Annotated in this window: 17 protein-coding genes and 1 tRNA gene; 9 read left to right on the top strand and 9 right to left on the bottom strand. The window is 72.5% G+C overall.

What is annotated here, in order from left to right; all coding sequences use genetic code 11:
- Positions 1-4: 4 nt before the first annotated feature.
- Positions 5-478 carry an FHA domain-containing protein gene (locus PIR53_16075; protein ID WZH51527.1) on the bottom strand — a complete coding sequence of 158 codons (474 nt, stop codon included), beginning with the start codon at positions 476-478 and terminating at the stop codon, positions 5-7.
- Positions 475-1,194 (bottom strand): DUF3662 and FHA domain-containing protein, encoded by a 720-nt coding sequence (locus PIR53_16070; protein WZH51526.1) that lies wholly within the window; start codon positions 1,192-1,194, stop codon positions 475-477. Before PIR53_16070 ends, PIR53_16075 begins: the two co-directional genes overlap by 4 nt.
- 222 nt (positions 1,195-1,416) lie before the next feature.
- On the opposite strand from PIR53_16070, the gene PIR53_16065 reads away from it, so the two are divergent.
- A tRNA-Leu gene (locus PIR53_16065) sits at positions 1,417-1,500 on the top strand.
- Positions 1,501-1,555: 55 nt separating this feature from the next.
- On the opposite strand, the gene PIR53_16060 is transcribed toward PIR53_16065, so the two are convergent.
- The 4 genes from PIR53_16060 to PIR53_16045 all read right to left on the bottom strand — a co-directional run bounded on the left by PIR53_16060 (position 1,556) and on the right by PIR53_16045 (position 6,063).
- Complete coding sequence (locus PIR53_16060; GenBank protein ID WZH51525.1) at positions 1,556-2,476, bottom strand: aldo/keto reductase; 921 nt, start codon at positions 2,474-2,476, stop codon at positions 1,556-1,558.
- A gap of 238 nt (positions 2,477-2,714) precedes the next feature.
- Positions 2,715-3,911 (bottom strand): hypothetical protein, encoded by a 1,197-nt coding sequence (locus PIR53_16055; GenBank protein WZH51524.1) that lies wholly within the window; start codon positions 3,909-3,911, stop codon positions 2,715-2,717.
- A gap of 189 nt (positions 3,912-4,100) precedes the next feature.
- A complete protein-coding gene (locus PIR53_16050; protein ID WZH51523.1) occupies positions 4,101-4,730 on the bottom strand; it encodes a hypothetical protein in 630 nt (209 codons plus the stop codon).
- Positions 4,731-4,740: 10 nt separating this feature from the next.
- Positions 4,741-6,063 carry a glutaminase gene (locus PIR53_16045; protein WZH51522.1) on the bottom strand — a complete coding sequence of 441 codons (1,323 nt, stop codon included), beginning with the start codon at positions 6,061-6,063 and terminating at the stop codon, positions 4,741-4,743.
- A 105-nt stretch (positions 6,064-6,168) separates the two neighbouring features.
- On the opposite strand from PIR53_16045, the gene PIR53_16040 reads away from it, so the two are divergent.
- Genes PIR53_16040 through PIR53_16025 form a run of 4 tightly spaced genes read left to right on the top strand, consistent with a single transcriptional unit; the run spans position 6,169 to position 9,725 of the window.
- Positions 6,169-8,253: an ATP-binding protein gene (locus tag PIR53_16040; GenBank protein WZH51521.1), complete on the top strand. Its 2,085-nt coding sequence runs from the start codon at positions 6,169-6,171 to the stop codon at positions 8,251-8,253.
- Between the two features lies 1 nt (position 8,254).
- Positions 8,255-8,782 (top strand): pyruvoyl-dependent arginine decarboxylase, encoded by a 528-nt coding sequence (locus tag PIR53_16035; GenBank protein ID WZH51520.1) that lies wholly within the window; start codon positions 8,255-8,257, stop codon positions 8,780-8,782.
- Positions 8,779-9,351, top strand: coding sequence for a hypothetical protein (locus PIR53_16030; GenBank protein WZH51519.1), 573 nt, complete (start codon positions 8,779-8,781; stop codon positions 9,349-9,351). The genes PIR53_16035 and PIR53_16030 overlap by 4 nt, the downstream gene beginning before the upstream one ends.
- Positions 9,348-9,725 carry a response regulator gene (locus PIR53_16025; protein WZH51518.1) on the top strand — a complete coding sequence of 126 codons (378 nt, stop codon included), beginning with the start codon at positions 9,348-9,350 and terminating at the stop codon, positions 9,723-9,725. Before PIR53_16030 ends, PIR53_16025 begins: the two co-directional genes overlap by 4 nt.
- A 21-nt stretch (positions 9,726-9,746) precedes the next feature.
- On the opposite strand, the gene PIR53_16020 is transcribed toward PIR53_16025, so the two are convergent.
- Both PIR53_16020 and PIR53_16015 read right to left on the bottom strand, forming a co-directional pair.
- Positions 9,747-10,370 carry a maleylpyruvate isomerase N-terminal domain-containing protein gene (locus tag PIR53_16020; protein ID WZH51517.1) on the bottom strand — a complete coding sequence of 208 codons (624 nt, stop codon included), beginning with the start codon at positions 10,368-10,370 and terminating at the stop codon, positions 9,747-9,749.
- Positions 10,367-11,368: a sigma-70 family RNA polymerase sigma factor gene (locus PIR53_16015; GenBank protein ID WZH51516.1), complete on the bottom strand. Its 1,002-nt coding sequence runs from the start codon at positions 11,366-11,368 to the stop codon at positions 10,367-10,369. The genes PIR53_16020 and PIR53_16015 overlap by 4 nt, the downstream gene beginning before the upstream one ends.
- A gap of 154 nt (positions 11,369-11,522) precedes the next feature.
- Here PIR53_16015 and PIR53_16010 point away from each other — a divergent pair, with 154 nt between their 5' ends.
- Together PIR53_16010 and PIR53_16005 are read left to right on the top strand one after the other, a co-directional pair.
- Positions 11,523-11,951 carry a hypothetical protein gene (locus tag PIR53_16010; GenBank protein ID WZH51515.1) on the top strand — a complete coding sequence of 143 codons (429 nt, stop codon included), beginning with the start codon at positions 11,523-11,525 and terminating at the stop codon, positions 11,949-11,951.
- Positions 11,952-11,982: 31 nt separating this feature from the next.
- A complete protein-coding gene (locus tag PIR53_16005; protein WZH51514.1) occupies positions 11,983-12,168 on the top strand; it encodes a hypothetical protein in 186 nt (61 codons plus the stop codon).
- Here the strand turns inward: PIR53_16005 and PIR53_16000 are convergent.
- Positions 12,165-12,878: a pirin family protein gene (locus tag PIR53_16000; protein ID WZH51513.1), complete on the bottom strand. Its 714-nt coding sequence runs from the start codon at positions 12,876-12,878 to the stop codon at positions 12,165-12,167. The genes PIR53_16005 and PIR53_16000 overlap by 4 nt on opposite strands.
- A gap of 51 nt (positions 12,879-12,929) precedes the next feature.
- Between PIR53_16000 and PIR53_15995 the strand changes: the two genes are divergently transcribed.
- The gene (locus PIR53_15995) at positions 12,930-13,280 is read left to right on the top strand and encodes a metalloregulator ArsR/SmtB family transcription factor (GenBank protein ID WZH51512.1); all 351 of its coding nucleotides are present in this window, start codon (positions 12,930-12,932) and stop codon (positions 13,278-13,280) included.
- A gap of 101 nt (positions 13,281-13,381) precedes the next feature.
- Positions 13,382-14,353, top strand: coding sequence for a cation diffusion facilitator family transporter (locus PIR53_15990; protein ID WZH51511.1), 972 nt, complete (start codon positions 13,382-13,384; stop codon positions 14,351-14,353).
- Positions 14,354-14,401 lie beyond the last annotated feature (48 nt).

Below are 14,401 nucleotides of genomic sequence, written 5' to 3'. Positions count from 1 at the left end.
CTGTCTACTTCCTCAGCTCGAGAATGGTCTTGCCGATCCGCACCTGGGCGCCGAGCGTGAGGGTGGTCGGCTGCGAGATGCGCGCGGTGCCGACGTAGGTGCCGTTGGTGGACCCCAGGTCCTCGACGAACCACTGGTCGCCCGACTGCGCGATCCGCGCGTGGCGGGTCGACACGTAGTCGTCGTCGAGGCGGATCGCGGCGTCGTTGCCGCGGCCGATGAGGATCGGCCGGCCGTCGAGCTCGGCCCGCGCCCCGGCGTTGACGCCCTGCACCACGATGACGTGGGTCGGTGCGCCGCGGCGGCGCGGCGGGGGCTGCTTCGGCGCCTTGCCTTTCGGGCCGGCCTTCGTCTTCGGCGTCGCCGGCACGCGGGTGCCGAACATGTCGGCGCGCACCACCGAGACGGCGGCCAGCACGAAGATCCAGAGGATCGCCAGGTAGCCGCACCGCAGCAGGAACAGGGTCAGCTCGCTCATCGGGCTCCCTCCGCCACCAGACGCACCGTCATCGTCGTGTTGCCGATCCGCACCACCGAGCCGTCGTCCAGCGGCGACTGCGCCACCTTCCGGCCGTCGACCAGCATGCCGTTGGTCGACCCGAGGTCCACCACCGACACCTGGAGGGGCCCGCCGTGCTGGCTGCTGCCCACCCGGAACTCGATGTGGCGGCGGCTCACGCCCGGGTCGTTGATGCGCACGTCGGCGTCGGTGCCGCGCCCCACCACCGCGCCGGGCGGGGTGAGGGGGTGGCGCGTGCCGTTGATCTCGAGGTACGCCGTCGCGCGACCGACCTGCGTGTTCGTCGCGTTGCTCGTGACCTTCGCCTGGGCGCGGCTCCTGACGCGGAGGCGCCCCGTGGGCAGGTCCTCGGCGACCTCGAAGCTGATCTGCACCGGACCCGGGAACACGTAGGACTGCGCGTCGGCGTGGTCGCGGAGACTGTCCGCCATCTCCTGCGACAGGGTCGTCGCGTAGGGCCCCAGCCGGTCCAGGTCGGTGCGGGACAGCTCCACGTGGAAGTCGTTGGGCACGAGACGCCGGTCGCGGCTCAGGATCTGGGCGTTGTTGTCGACCTCGCGCTGCAGCGCCGCCGAGATCTCGACGGGCTGCACGGCGCTGCGGAAGGCACGGGCGAACACGCCGGAGATCATGGACTCCAGACGGCTCTCGAAACGCTGGAAGCCTCCGCTCATCACCCACCTCCTCCGCCACGCCCGTCGGGCGGGACCACTCGTCGTCCGTCGGCCTGCTCGCGGCGTGCGGGCACGCAGCCGCCCCCGCGCTCGGTGGCGGGTGGTGCCGATCGTAACCATGGCGGGGTGGCGGCGCCGTCTGCCACGGCGGTGGGGGTCCGGCCGGGCCGGTGCTCGGTTTGGGGATCGGTGGGGGCCTGGGATACGTTTGCCCGGCTTCACGCGCGAGTGGCGGAATAGGCAGACGCGCACGGTTCAGGTCCGTGTGCCCGAAAGGGCGTGGGGGTTCAACTCCCCCCTCGCGCACGTGAGACGAAAGGCCCCGGTCGACGACCGGGGCCTTTCGTGCTTCCCACGACCCTCAGACGGTCAGCGCCGCGACCTCGTCGGCGCTCAGCTCGAGCGTCAGCGCCTCGACCAGCGCGGGCAGCTGCTCGACGCTGCGGGCGCTCGCGATCGGCGCGGAGACGACGGGCTGCGCGCGCAGCCAGGCCAGCGCGACGGCCGTGGGCGTGACGCCGTGGGCCTGGGCGATCTCCCGCTGGGCGGCCAGGACCCGGTCGGCGCCGGGCTTCTCGGCGTACCCGGCCGCGGTGCCCGCCCGCGGGGAGTCGACGGTCGCGCCGGGGGTGTACTTGCCGGTGAGGAAGCCGCTGGCGAGGGCGGAGTACGGCGACTCGCTGATCCCCAGCTCCGCGAGCGTCGGCACGAGCTCGGCCTCGATCTCGCGCGCGAGGAGGTTCCAGCGGTCCTGGCTGACCGTGAACGCGGTGACGCCCTGGTCGGCGGCGATCGCCACGGCCGAGCGGAGGCGGGCGGGCGCGAAGTTGGAGGCGCCCAGGTGGAGCGCCTTGCCCTCGGCGACGAGGGCGCCGAAGGCCGCGACGTACTCCTCCTGCGGGACCGACTCGTCGTCGACGTGCGCGTAGTAGAGGTCCACACGGTCCGTCCGGAGCCGCTCGAGCGACTCCTCGAGCGCGCGGCGGACGTTGGCGGGCGCGAGTCCCTCGCGGCCGTCGCCCTGGCCGACCTTCGTGGCGATGACCACCTGGTCGCGCACGCCGCGGTCGGCCACCCAGTCGCCGATGATCCGCTCGGAGTCGCCGATGGAACGACCGTCGACCCACTGGGGATACATGTCGGCCGTGTCGATCGAGCGTCCGCCGGCCTCCAGCCAGGCGTCGAGCACCGCGAACGAGGCGTCGCGGTCGGCGGTCCAGCCGAAGACGTTGCCGCCGAGGGTGAGGGGGCCGAGGTCGAGGGCGTCGTGCGAGGAGGGCACAGGTTGCTCCTGGGGTGGTCGGGATCGTCCGTACCCGGTTCCCAACACGCAGCGGCGCAGCATGTTCCCGACGTCGGCCGAGAACGGCGGCGAGAGGTTAGGACGTCGCCTCCGCAGCCGCATCGGCAGCACGGCCGCGCGCCGTCGCGTGCACCGGCGCGGCGCCTCGGCACGCGGCGGGGTAGACGGGTGGGCAGCCCACCGCGTCAACCGCTACAACCTTTAGCAACGCGGTTTGCTACCCGGCTATCGTCGCCCCCAAAACACCTCCGCTCACTGCCCCAATCAGGCCCGCGCAGCCCGCAAGTGCGGTGACGAAAACCATCATTCGGGTGTCGAGTCTCGACGAGGTGTGGGTAAGGGCCTGACGCGCCAGACTCATATCGATGCTTTCCACGGCCAGTTCATCGTCACTGGAGTCCATCGAAAAGAGTTTTGTGAATGCGTCCTTCTCTCGATACTCGCGAAACCGGCGACGTTCTTCATTCCATTCCCGTCGCATCGTCTCAACGACCGCCGACGCCAGCCAAACATCGGCCGTCAAACTTTCGGCTGCCTTGCGCCAGCCTCGCATCTTCCAGCGTTCACGAATTTTTTTCGGCACTCCGGATTCCGCACTTATGACGCCGCGTTTCTGTTGGATTTGAAGAAGTGCGGACAGGCGGAATCCGGCGGCCTTGTCGAGATCGCGGATACGCCGTGAATGATTTTTGAAAGTTCCAAATAGGAAGAAGGGATAAGAAATCTCGCCAAACCACCGATCGAGCTCCGAAAAGGGTGAACCCAGCTTGTCTCGATGAGTGCAAGTCACCCGATCCGAGTTTCGGTGGTAGGTCCCGCGACTCACGATCAACGTGTCCACATGAGTGAAGATGTTCTGGCAGCCAGGGCTACACGCTTGAACGAAGACGTCCAGCCCCGAGGAGGTTGCCGCATCTCGAATTACGTCGGCCACGAATCGACCCGCTGCTATGGAAACCATCTGATCGGATGGCTGCTCCCATAAAACCGCCAGGCATATTCCATCCCAACTGACATAGTAGGGACCGTCTGGGAAGTCCCGGGATCCGCGGAACTCGGTTTGGTCCTCTGCTGCCACCTGCACCACGAACGTCACCGGGTCCGACATTCGATAGGCGAAGAAGCGGTCCCGGCCCGTCAGGAGATCGTCGTCGAAATAATCGGCGTTCCGCGGGTACATCACGTCGACCCGAGCTTGGTGCTCCCTGTGGCGTGGTCGCTTCAAGTCCGAGACACGACTGTCGGCCTTCAAGGCGTCGCAGACGCCGCTCAGCCAGCTAGCCCCGCTTCCTAACTTGCCCGTTGGGACCTGCAGGAGCAGCAGACCCTGACGACATGCATAGGCCGTGCCGATTGTATCCGTGCTCAGGTCTTTACTTGACCCAGCTTCGCCGGGAAACACAACCTCGCTCATCGAAACCTCCCGGGGCATCGTAAGTGTGCCAGCCGACGGGCGCGCAAGATTGCGTCAAACCGATGTGCGCCGTCCGGCTGGCACACGACCGGCGCGGCGACAAGCGAGGGGTCGATCGCCGCCGTAGTCTCCGCGACCGTCGCGATCCGTCAGCGCGCCTTCCGCACCGGCGCAAGGGGCGGGTCAACCTCAGACCAGGACGGCGATCTCCGCGCCCAACGTCGCGCCCTGCTGCAGCTCGAGGTCGTCGCCCGACCAGAACTTGCCTGGGTCGTAGTAGTTCGTCGGGCGCTCGCCGTCGAGGAGGCCCATGGCCTGGTACGTCGCGGCCACCACCTCCGCGCAGTAGGTCTCCTCCACCCGCGCCGTACGCCGCAGGCGGCCGCGTGCCCACCGGCCCGCCAGCGCCGCGGTGGCCGGGAACGGGGTGCCGTCGAGCCGCGCGATGGTGCGCAGCACCGCCGCCTCCATCTCGGGTGTCACCCCGCTGTCGCCCGCGCCCGGCACGTCGAGCTGGCGCAGCCACGCGTGCTGCTCGTAGCGGCCGCACCACTGCTCGACCGCGTCCCGCAGGTCGTGGAGCTGGACGCCGCGGTGGTGGCTGCCCGTCCAGACGTCGAGCAGGCCCTTGCCGAGCTCGGCGTGCCACATCAGCGGGGGCATGTCCTCGAGCACGACGGCCATGCCGACGTGGTTGACCGGGGCGTTGGTGACCGCCCGGATCGCGCGGTCGGCGCCCGACCGGCCCCGGAAGAGCCAGAGGTCGCCCGTGCGCGTGAGGTCGACCGCACCCGGGAGGGACAGGCTGTAGGTGTTCACGCCCCCATCCTCACCGGCGCCGCCGCACGCGCGCCTGGATCCCGTCGCCCACGTCGACCAACGGGTCGTCGGCGGCCGACTCGGCACCGTCGGGGCGGCCGTCGTGGTCCGCGTCGCCCTCGCCGGGTCCGGAGGCCCCGTCGGGGAACGCCGCGAGCATCCCGTCGGGATCCACGAACTCGACCTCGTGGCCGTCGAGGCTCAGGCGGCGGGCGCCCTCGAGGAGCATCCGGCGGCCGACGTCGCGCACCTCGTGGACGCGCGTGAGGTCGAGGACGACGGCCGACTCGCTCGGGGCCTCGTCGGCGAGCTCGCGCAGGAAGCGCTCCATGCCGACGAAGTCGACCGACCCCTGCAGCTCGAACACCTCGCCGTGGCCGTCGCCCGTGGGCAGGGGAGCCCGCTCGCGCACCAGCGATCGGGCGGGCGGCGGCACCTCCATGAGGTGCATGCCCATGTCGGCCGACAGCCGCTCGAAGACCTGCACGCCGCGCACCGAGTTCCCGTGCCGGTCGAGGCGGGGGGAGAAGACGGCGAGCCCGGCCCGTCCGGGCAGCGACCCGATCAGCCCGCCGGAGACCCCCGACTTCGCGGGGATGCCGACGGTGGTGAACCAGTCGCCGGCGGCGTCGTACATCCCGCACGTCGCCATCACGCTCAGCACCTGCCGCGCCACCCAGCGGGGCACGACCTGCTCACCCGTGACCGGCTGTACGCCGCCGTTCGCCAGCGTCGCGGCCATGGCGGCCAGGTCGGCGACGTCCACGAGCAGGGAGCACTGCTCGGTGTAGCCCGCGACGACCTCCCGCGGGTCGTCCTCGACGATGCCGTGGTTGCGGAGCATGTAGGCGATCGCGCGGTTGCGGTCGGCGGTGGCGAGCTCGGACGAGCTCACCTCCTCGTCCACCTCGAGCTCGCGGCCGGCGAAGGCGGCGAACCCGCGTCGTACCCGGTCCCGGCCCACGAGCGCGTGCACGGTGATCGCGCCCGCGTTGATCATGGGGTTGAGGGGGCGGCCGGAGTCCTCCTCCAGCGACAGCTCGTTGAACGCCTCGCCCGAGGGCTCGACGCCGACCTTCGCGAGCACCGCGTCGAGCCCGAGGTCGGCGAGGGCGAGCGCGTAGGCGAACGGCTTCGAGATGGACTGGATCGAGAACCGCACGCCGTCGTCGCCCACGGCGTACCCCGTGCCGTCGACGGTGCAGAGGCCCAGCGCGAGCCGGTCGGGGTCCGCGGCGGCGAGCTCCGGGATGTAGGCGGCCAGCTCGCCGCTGGAGTCGGTGCCGCAGACCTCCAGCACCTCGGTCAGGTAGTCCGGCAAGGGGGTGCGCACGGGACCCACTTCATCACGGCCTGCCCCGCGCCAACCACGTCGTGACACGATGGGTCCACGGGGCGGACGGAGGGGCGGCCTGTGGTGGGCATTTCTCGTGGGAACGTGACGGCGCTCGTCGCGCTCGGTGCCCTCGCACTGACGGCTGTGGTGATGCTGAGCACCGGTGACGCCCACCCGGGCGTCGCCACGGTCTTCCTGCTGGCGGCCGGCGTCGTCGCCGCGGTCGGCTGCACGATCCGGGCGAGGAGGAGCACGGGCCCGCGGCGTCGGGCCTGGTCGCTGCTCGCCGTGGCGGCCACCACCGCCGCCGCCGGCAACGGCGTCGTGGCGGTGCTGGTGGGCGGCTCCCTGGGCGGGTCCGCCGTCGACGCGACCGTCGGCATCGCCCTGCTGATCGCCATCGTCGGCATCCTCCTGTTCCCGCAGGAGAAGCTCTCCCGCGTCGAGGCGACGACGAGGATTCTCGACGGGGTGGTCGGCGGCTGCGCGGCCCTCATCATCGCCAGCGCGCTCGTCTACTCCCAGCTCCTCGCCTCCACGGAGGGCGGCGGTCTCGACCGTGCCGTGGTGCTGGTGATCCCGGTGCTCGACGTCATCGTCGTGACCGCGGCGGCGAGCCAGCTGCTCCGTGCCGACGAGGTGGACCGGCCGGCCCTCGCGCTGCTGATGGTCGGCTTCTTCGGCTACGCCATCGGCGACCTGCACTACGCGGTGCTCGACGCCGAGGGGTCCTACGTCTTCGGGACGTGGACCGACCTCGGCTGGATCCTGGGCTACCTGATGATCGCGGTCGCCACGGCGGTGCCGGGGCGGGGCGGGAGACCCGGTCGGCGGCAGCGGCCCGGGGGGATCGCCAGCACCGGCGCGGTGTTCGCCATCATCCTCTTCGCCGGCGTCATCCAGATCGTCGCGGGCGTCCCCCGCGACGTGCGCACCGGCACGGGCCTGCTCTGGCTCCTGCTGGTCGTGGCCGCAGCGGCGCGGCAGATGCTCCTCATCTCCGAGAACCACTCGCTGCGCCGGGGCCTCGAGCGCACGGTCGATGCGCAGACCGCCGACCTGCGCCACCTCCTGCGCGAGCGCAGCGCCCTCATCGACAGCGTCGGCGACGGCATCTACGCGGTGGACCGCGGTGGCCGGATCACGCTGATGAACCGCTCCGCCCGGGAGATGCTCGGCCTGGACGGCGACCTGGACCGCACCACCCACGCGCACACGCTGTTCCACACCGACCTGGAGGGCGCCGAGGACCCGTTGGCGGCCTGCTACATCACCGAGGCGGTCCAGCTCGGCCGGACGACGGCCTCGGAGGACGACGTCTACGTTCGGGGCGACGGGGTGCGCCTCGAGGTCGAGATCACCGCCAGCCCGATCCTCGAGGACGACGGCTCGGTGAGCGGCGCCGTCGTGGCCTTCCGCGACGCGACGCAGCGGCGCGAGGTGGAGCGGATGAAGCGCCAGTTCCTCTCGGTGGTGGGCCACGAGCTGCGCACGCCCCTCACCGCGATCCAGGGCAGCCTGCAGATGCTGGACGACGGGGTCGCCGGGCCGCTGCCCGCCCCCGGTCCCCGGCTCCTGCGGATGGCCACCGAGAACTCCGAGCGGCTCGGCCGGCTCGTCAACGACATCCTCGACGTCGAGCGCCTGAGCTCCGGCCAGATGCCGATGCAGATCGTCCCGCACCGGGTCGACGCCCTCATCGCCGACGCCCTCGGCGCCGTCGACGCGCTGGCCGACGCCCGCTGCATCCGGATCTCGTCGGCGGCCGACGACTCGGTGGTGGTCGCCGACGAGGGCCGCTTCGGCCAGGTCATCACCAACCTCGTGGGCAACGCACTGAAGTTCTCCGAGCCCGGCACCGAGGTCAGGGTCACGGCCGACGCGACCGGTGACGACGTCGTGGTGGGGGTGCACGACCAAGGGCGCGGCATCCCCGAGGCCCAGATCGAGGCGGTCTTCGAGCGTTTCCGACAGGTCGACTCCTCCGACGTGCGCCGGGAGGGCGGGATGGGGCTCGGGCTCGCCATCACCCGCGAGATCGTCCACCAGATGAACGGCAGGATCTGGATCACCAGCGAGGTCGGGGTCGGCACCACCTTCTGGTTTACCCTCCCTCGGGCGGTCGGCACCGGTGTCGGCGGCCACGACGCGGCACCGGCCGCGCCCGGCATGAGCACCGAGGAGTGAAGTGAGTCCCCACGACGATTCCCCCGCCACCACGAGCGGTGAGGGAGCGCCCCTGGTCATCTCGGTGCGGTCGGCGACCGGCACCGGGCAGACCCCCCTGTCGGCCTTCGACGACGCCCTGCACGGCGCGGGGGTCGGCGACCTCAACCTGATCCCGCTCTCGTCGGTGGTGCCACCGAGCGCCGAGATCCGCCGTGGCGACCACAGCCCGTTCCCGGCGACGCACGGCGACCGGCTCTACTGCGTGCTGTCCGTGGCCAACGCCGAGCTCCGCGGGGCGTCCGCGTGGGCCGGCATCGGGTGGACCCACGCGGGCGCGAAGGGCGGCTACTTCGTCGAGCACCATGGCGGCAGCCGGGAGTCCGTGGAGGAGCTGATCCGGCTGACGCTCACCGACATGGCGGAGCGTCGCGGGATCCCCCTGGAGGAGATCCACCAGGAGATCGTGGGCGTGCACTGCGACGACCTCCCCGTCTGCGCGGTCGTGGTCGCGGCGTACGAGGCCCGCGGCTGGGGCGCGGCGTGGTGAGCGGGGCGGAACGGGTCGCCGTACGGGTCGAGCGGCGCTCCGCGCTGGGCGCCTCGCCGGAGGAGGTCGCGCGGCTCTACGGGCTCTACGAGGCGGCGTTCGGGCCGCTGCGGGTGCTCGCGGCGGCCCGCCACGTGCTCACCCACGAGGAGTTCGCCGAGGAGATGGCGGACGAGCGCATCGACAAGTACGTCGCGCTCGACCCCGACGGCGTCATCGTGGGCATCTCGACCTTCACCAACCGGCTCGACGCGATCGTGTGGATCAGCCCGGAGTACTACGCGGCGCGCTTCCCCGCGGAGTCCGCGCGCGGCGCGGTCTACTACCTCGGCTTCACGCTGGTCGACCCGCGCTTCCACCGGCACCGCGCCTTCGAGTCCATGGTCGACACGATCGTGGAGCGCCTCCGGGCCGAGCAGGCGGTCTGCGTGTGGGACATGTGCTCCTACAACCGCGACGAGCTCCAGCTGGAGGCCGGTATCGTGGCGATACTCGACCGGTCCGGAGGCGCGACGATGAGCACGCTCGACACGCAGACCTACGTCGCGGCGGACTTCCAGGGTCGATGACCTCCCCCCTCGCGCTCGTCGTGGACGACGACGACGACATCCGGCTGCTGGTGGAGCTGGCGCTGACGTCGTTCGCCGGCTGGCAGGTCGTGACGGCGACGGACGGGCGCGAGGCGGTCGCCGCGGCCCGGGAGCACCGGCCCTCCGTGGTGCTGATGGACGTGATGATGCCGGAGATGGACGGGCTGGCCGCGGCGGCCACGCTGCTGGCAGACCCGGAGACCGCCGACATCCCCATCGTGCTGGTGACGGCGAAGCTCACCGTGCCCGGCGAGCCGGCGCCCTGGGAGCACCTCGCCGTCGCGGGCGTCATCGCCAAGCCCTTCGATCCCGTGGGGCTCGCCGACGAGGTCCGCGCGCTCGTCGGCTGGTAGCCGGCCGGGTCCGTGAGGACCTCAGGGCCGCCGGCCGAGGAACCCGACGAGCCGGGCGCCGTACGACGCGGTGGACGCCGGCGGGAGCGGGGGGCCGAACCGGTGGGGCCGGTCCTCGGGCGCGACGACGGCGGCGGCGATCGGCAGCAGTGCCCGCGCCAGGTCCTCGGGCAGGGGCGGCGGCGTACCGGGGTCGGTGGCGGGGTCGGTGGAGGGGTCGGTGGAGGGGTCGGAGGCGACCGCGGCCGCGACGTCCCACCCGTGCACGGTGATCTCGAGGGCCGCCGTCGCGACGAGCGTGCCGGCCGCGAGGTGCACCGACCCCGTGCGCACCGCGGGGAGGGTCGGTCGCGACCACGAGCCCAGCAGCGCGCAGGCCTTCGCCTGCAGCACGGGCACGAGCGGCACCGGGTGCTCCGGCGACCGCGCCGGCCGCAGGGGCACGACGAATCCCGCGGCGGCCTCGCTGAACGCGTCGAGGCCGTCCTCCATGTGCGCGAGCAGCTGCTCGAGGCCCCACCCGGCACACGGCGTCGGGAGCGCGAGGTGCCGGGGCTCGACGGTCGCGAGCCGGCCGCCGGTCCACGCCAGCGCGCGCTCCAGCAGGGCGACCTCGGCCGGGACGACCAGGTCGCCGACGGTCACGGCGTGCCCGCAGCGCCCGCGGTGCCCGCGGTGCTCGGGTCGTGGTCGGCGGGCAGCCGCGGCGGGAGGCCGAACGTCTCGAAGAGGCGGGTGTCGAAGAACGCGCTGACGTGGCGCACCCGGTCGCCCTCGAGGTCGAGCACCTGCAGGTGGAACGGCTCGAAGTGGCCGGCGGGCGTGCGCATGTAGAGACCGAAGGCGGGTGCGCCGTTGGCGTCGGTGCGCACCATCGGCATGTCGTAGCCGCCGCCCGGGCACTTGGTGCCGATGAGCTCGGCGATGACGTCCGCGCCGACGTACCAGCCGGTGAAGGGCGGCATCTCCCAGCTCGCCTCGGTGGTGAGGAGCTCGACGATCGCGGTGAGGTCCTTCCGCCAGAAGGCGTCGACGTAGCGGTCGAGGAGCCGCTGCTGGGCGGGGTTGAGGTCCTCGGCCACCGTCTCGTCGGTGAGGCCCTGCTGCTGCAGCTGGGCGTGGGCGCGCTGGAGCGCCGAGTTCACCGCGGCGACCGTGGTGTCGAGGGCGGCGGCGGTCTCCTTCGCGCTCCAGCGGAGCACGTCGCGGAGGATGAGCACGGCGCGCTGACGGGCCGGCAGGTGCTGGAGGGCCGCGACGAACGCGAGGCGGATGGAGTCCCGCTCGGCGACGACCACCGCGGCGTCCGGCACCGGCTCCAGCCACGGCACCTCGGCGTCGGGGGCGAGCTCGCCAACGGTCGCCTCGGGCGTGCCGAGCCCGCTGGGCAGCGGCCGCCTCGGCTTGTTCTCCAGGTTGGTGAGGCAGACGTTGGTGGCGATCCGGTAGAGCCACGTGCGCACCGAGCTGCGGCCCTCGAAGCCGCGCGACGCCTTCCAGGCGCGGAGGAAGGTCTCCTGCACCAGGTCCTCCGCCTCGTGCGTCGACCCGCTCATCCGGTAGCAGTGCGCGAGGAGCTCGCGACGGTAGCGCGCGGTCAGGGCGTCGAAGTCGTCGAGCTCCGTGGTCTGGTCGGTGGTCACCGGGGCACTCCTGGGGGTGGGACAGGGAGGGACGACCATCATGACCCCACCGGGGCCCGGAACTCATCGGTCGCGGGCCGATGAGTCCGCGCCAGCCAGCCGGTCGGAGCTCCTGACCGGCCCACGAGGGGCCACGCCACGAGGGGACGCCCACATGACCACGACGCAGCAGGCCACGCAGCAGGCCACGGAGCGGATGCTCTTCGTCAACCTCCCGGTGACCGACCCGGCCGCCACCCGCGCGTTCTGGAGCGACCTGGGCTTCACGATCAACGAGGCGTTCAGCGACGAGCGGGCCGTGTCGGTGCAGCTCAACTCGCTGACGTCGGTGATGTTCCTCGAGCACGCCTACTTCCACTCCTTCCACGGCACCACCGCCCCCACGAGCGGGACGGGAGCGCTCTACTGCCTCTCTGCGGGCAGCGCCGACGACGTGCGTGCGCTCGTCGAGCGCGCACTCGACCTCGGCGGATCCGCGGCGGGCGAGCCGCAGGAGAACGGCCCGATGGTCGGGTGGTCGTTCCGCGACCTCGACGGCCAGATCTGGGAGGTCATGTGGATGGACCCGGCCGCGCTGGGCTGACCTGTCCGCGCTGCCGGGCACACTGGGGTCCGTGAAGCTCTGGAAGGTGCTCGGCCTCGCCGGTCTCGCCGGCGTCACCGCGACCGGCGTCGTCGTCGCCCGCGACCAGCGTGCCCGTGCGCAGCTGACGCCCGACGAGGTGCGCGCGCGGTTGCACGAGCGTCTCGAGTCCGCGGACTCGGCCGAGTCGCCGGGGGCCGCGGACCCGTCCGACTAGCGCGCGGCTCCGAAGGACCACACGGCGAGCTCCGTGCGGTCGTCCTGGGGTACGACGTCGAGCTCGCCCGCGTCCCGCAGTCGCCAGGCATCTCCCTCCCCGAGCCCTGGCGCTGCGGGCGCGTCGAGGGCGCCACGCGCGACGTACAGGTGGAGCAGGGGGGCGTCGGGGAGCCGGAGGGGTACGCCGCGGCGCGGCCGCGCGACCCACAGCGTCGCGCCCCGGGTGCCGACCGGCGGCGCGTCGGGTCCGCCCGCGACGGGCACGAACCGGGCGGCGAGGTCGGCGGGATCGACGGTCGCGCGCGTGGTGCGCGGCGGGGTGCCGCGCTCGTCGGGACGCACCCAGGCCTGGAGGAAGCGCGTCGGGCCGGCGGCCGGGTCGACGAGCTCGCTGTGCCGGATGCCGCTGCCGGCGCTAGTGACCTGGACGGTGCCGGGGCCCAGCGTCGCGCTGCCGCCCGCCGGGTCCTGGGTGTCGGTGTGCGTGAGCGCGCCGTCGAGCACCCAGGTGACGATCTCGACGTCGGTGTGGGGGTGGTCGGGGTAGCCGCCGCCGGGCGCGACGCGGTCGTCGTTGTGGACGACCAGCGGGCCGAACCCGAGGTTGGCCGGGTCGTAGTGCGCGCCGAACGAGAAGGCGTGGGCGGTCGTGCGGTCGTCGGTGACGGTGCGGAAGGCGTCGACACCGCGTCGTACCTCGGCAGGCATGGGGCCACCGTAGGGGTTGGCGGCGGGACCTCGTCGACTTAGCATATGCGCATGCGTGCAGATAGGGCCGTCGTCGAGCCCGCCGACGACGAGGTGGACCTGGCCGTCGAGATCTTCCGGCTGCTCGCCGACGCCACCCGGGTGCGGCTGCTGTCGGTGCTGCGCGACGGTGAGCTGAGCGTCAACGACCTCGCCGAGCGGGTCGCCAAGCCGCAGGCCGCGGTCTCCCAGCACCTCGCGAAGCTGCGGATGGGGCGGATGGTGACGACGCGGCGGCAGGGCAACCAGGTGTTCTACCGGCTGGCGAACGACCACGTCCGCACGCTCGTCGTCGACGCGCTGCACCACGCCGAGCACGCCGCCGGCGGCGTGCCCGCGCACCACGCGGGCGGCGAGCGGTGAGCGGGGGGCACGGTCACGGTCATGGGCACGGGCACGGGCACGGGCAAGGTCATGGGCACGGGCACGGGCGTCCCGGGTGGCGCGCTCGGGTCGCCCACGTCGTGCGTCCGCACAGCCACGACCCGGCGGACTCGCTCGACGCGGCGCTCGAGGCGAGCGCCGTCGGGATCCGCACGCTGAAGATCAGCCTCGTCGTGCTGCTGGTGACGGCGCTGGCGCAGGCGGTCGTGGTCGCGTTCACGGGGTCGGTGGCGCTGCTGGCCGACACGATCCACAACTTCTCCGACGCGCTCACGGCGGTGCCGCTGTGGATCGCGTTCCTCCTCGGGCGGCGGGCGCCGACGCGGCGGTTCACCTACGGGTTCGGGCGGGCGGAGGACCTCGCCGGGCTCTTCGTCGTCGCGATGATCGCGCTCTCCGCGGTGGTCGCCGGCTGGCAGAGCATCGACCGGTTGCTGCACCCGCGGGCCGTGGAGGCGCCGCTGGCCGTGGCGGTCGCGGGCCTGATCGGGTTCGTGGGGAACGAGGCGGTCGCGGGCTACCGGATCCGCACCGGCCGACGCATCGGCTCCGCCGCACTCGTGGCGGACGGCCACCACGCCCGCACCGACGGGTTCACGTCGCTGGCCGTGCTCGTGGGCGCCGTCGGCGTGATGCTCGGCGTGCCGGCCGCGGACCCCGTCGTCGGTCTCGTCATCACGGCGATGATCCTCGTCGTGCTGGTGGGCGCGGCCCGGGACGTCCTGGGGCGGCTCCTCGACGCCGTCGACCCCGCGCTGACCGACGCGGCCCTGCGGTCGCTGGCGGCGGTGGAGGGGGTACGGCGCGTGGAGGACCTCCGCCTGCGCTGGACCGGGCACCGGCTGCGCGCCGAGGTGGCGGTGCTCGCCGACCCCCGGCTCGACCTCGCGGCGGCGCACGACCTGGCCCACGAGGCACAGCACGCGCTGCTCCACGGCGTGCCCAAGCTCGTCGCGGCGACGGTGCACGTGGGTCCGGTCGCCGAGGCCGACCGCGACCCGCACGCCCGCGTCGCGCACCACCCGAGCCCGCCGGTGCTGCCGGGGTTGTGAAGCGGTCGGTTCCCCGGCTGACCGGGGAACCAACCACTTAGACCATCA

The sequence above is a fragment of the Nocardioides alkalitolerans genome, assembly GCA_038184435.1.
In the GTDB taxonomy this organism is placed as follows: domain Bacteria; phylum Actinomycetota; class Actinomycetes; order Propionibacteriales; family Nocardioidaceae; genus Nocardioides; species Nocardioides alkalitolerans_A.
Note: the sequence above shows the minus strand (reverse complement) of the source record. Positions and strands in the feature narration are given on the sequence as shown.

Bases quoted from the DNA above. Each gene is read 5' to 3' on its own strand.
- PIR53_16075 (WZH51527.1), bottom strand. From the start codon at position 478: ATGAGCGAGCTGACCCTGTTCCTGCTGCGGTGCGGCTACCTGGCGATC.
- PIR53_16070 (WZH51526.1), bottom strand. From the start codon at position 1,194: ATGAGCGGAGGCTTCCAGCGTTTCGAGAGCCGTCTGGAGTCCATGATC.
- PIR53_16055 (WZH51524.1), bottom strand. From the start codon at position 3,911: ATGAGCGAGGTTGTGTTTCCCGGCGAAGCTGGGTCAAGTAAAGACCTG.
- PIR53_16025 (WZH51518.1), top strand. From the start codon at position 9,348: ATGACCTCCCCCCTCGCGCTCGTCGTGGACGACGACGACGACATCCGG.
- PIR53_16010 (WZH51515.1), top strand. From the start codon at position 11,523: ATGACCACGACGCAGCAGGCCACGCAGCAGGCCACGGAGCGGATGCTC.
- PIR53_16000 (WZH51513.1), bottom strand. From the start codon at position 12,878: ATGCCTGCCGAGGTACGACGCGGTGTCGACGCCTTCCGCACCGTCACC.
- PIR53_15995 (WZH51512.1), top strand. From the start codon at position 12,930: ATGCGTGCAGATAGGGCCGTCGTCGAGCCCGCCGACGACGAGGTGGAC.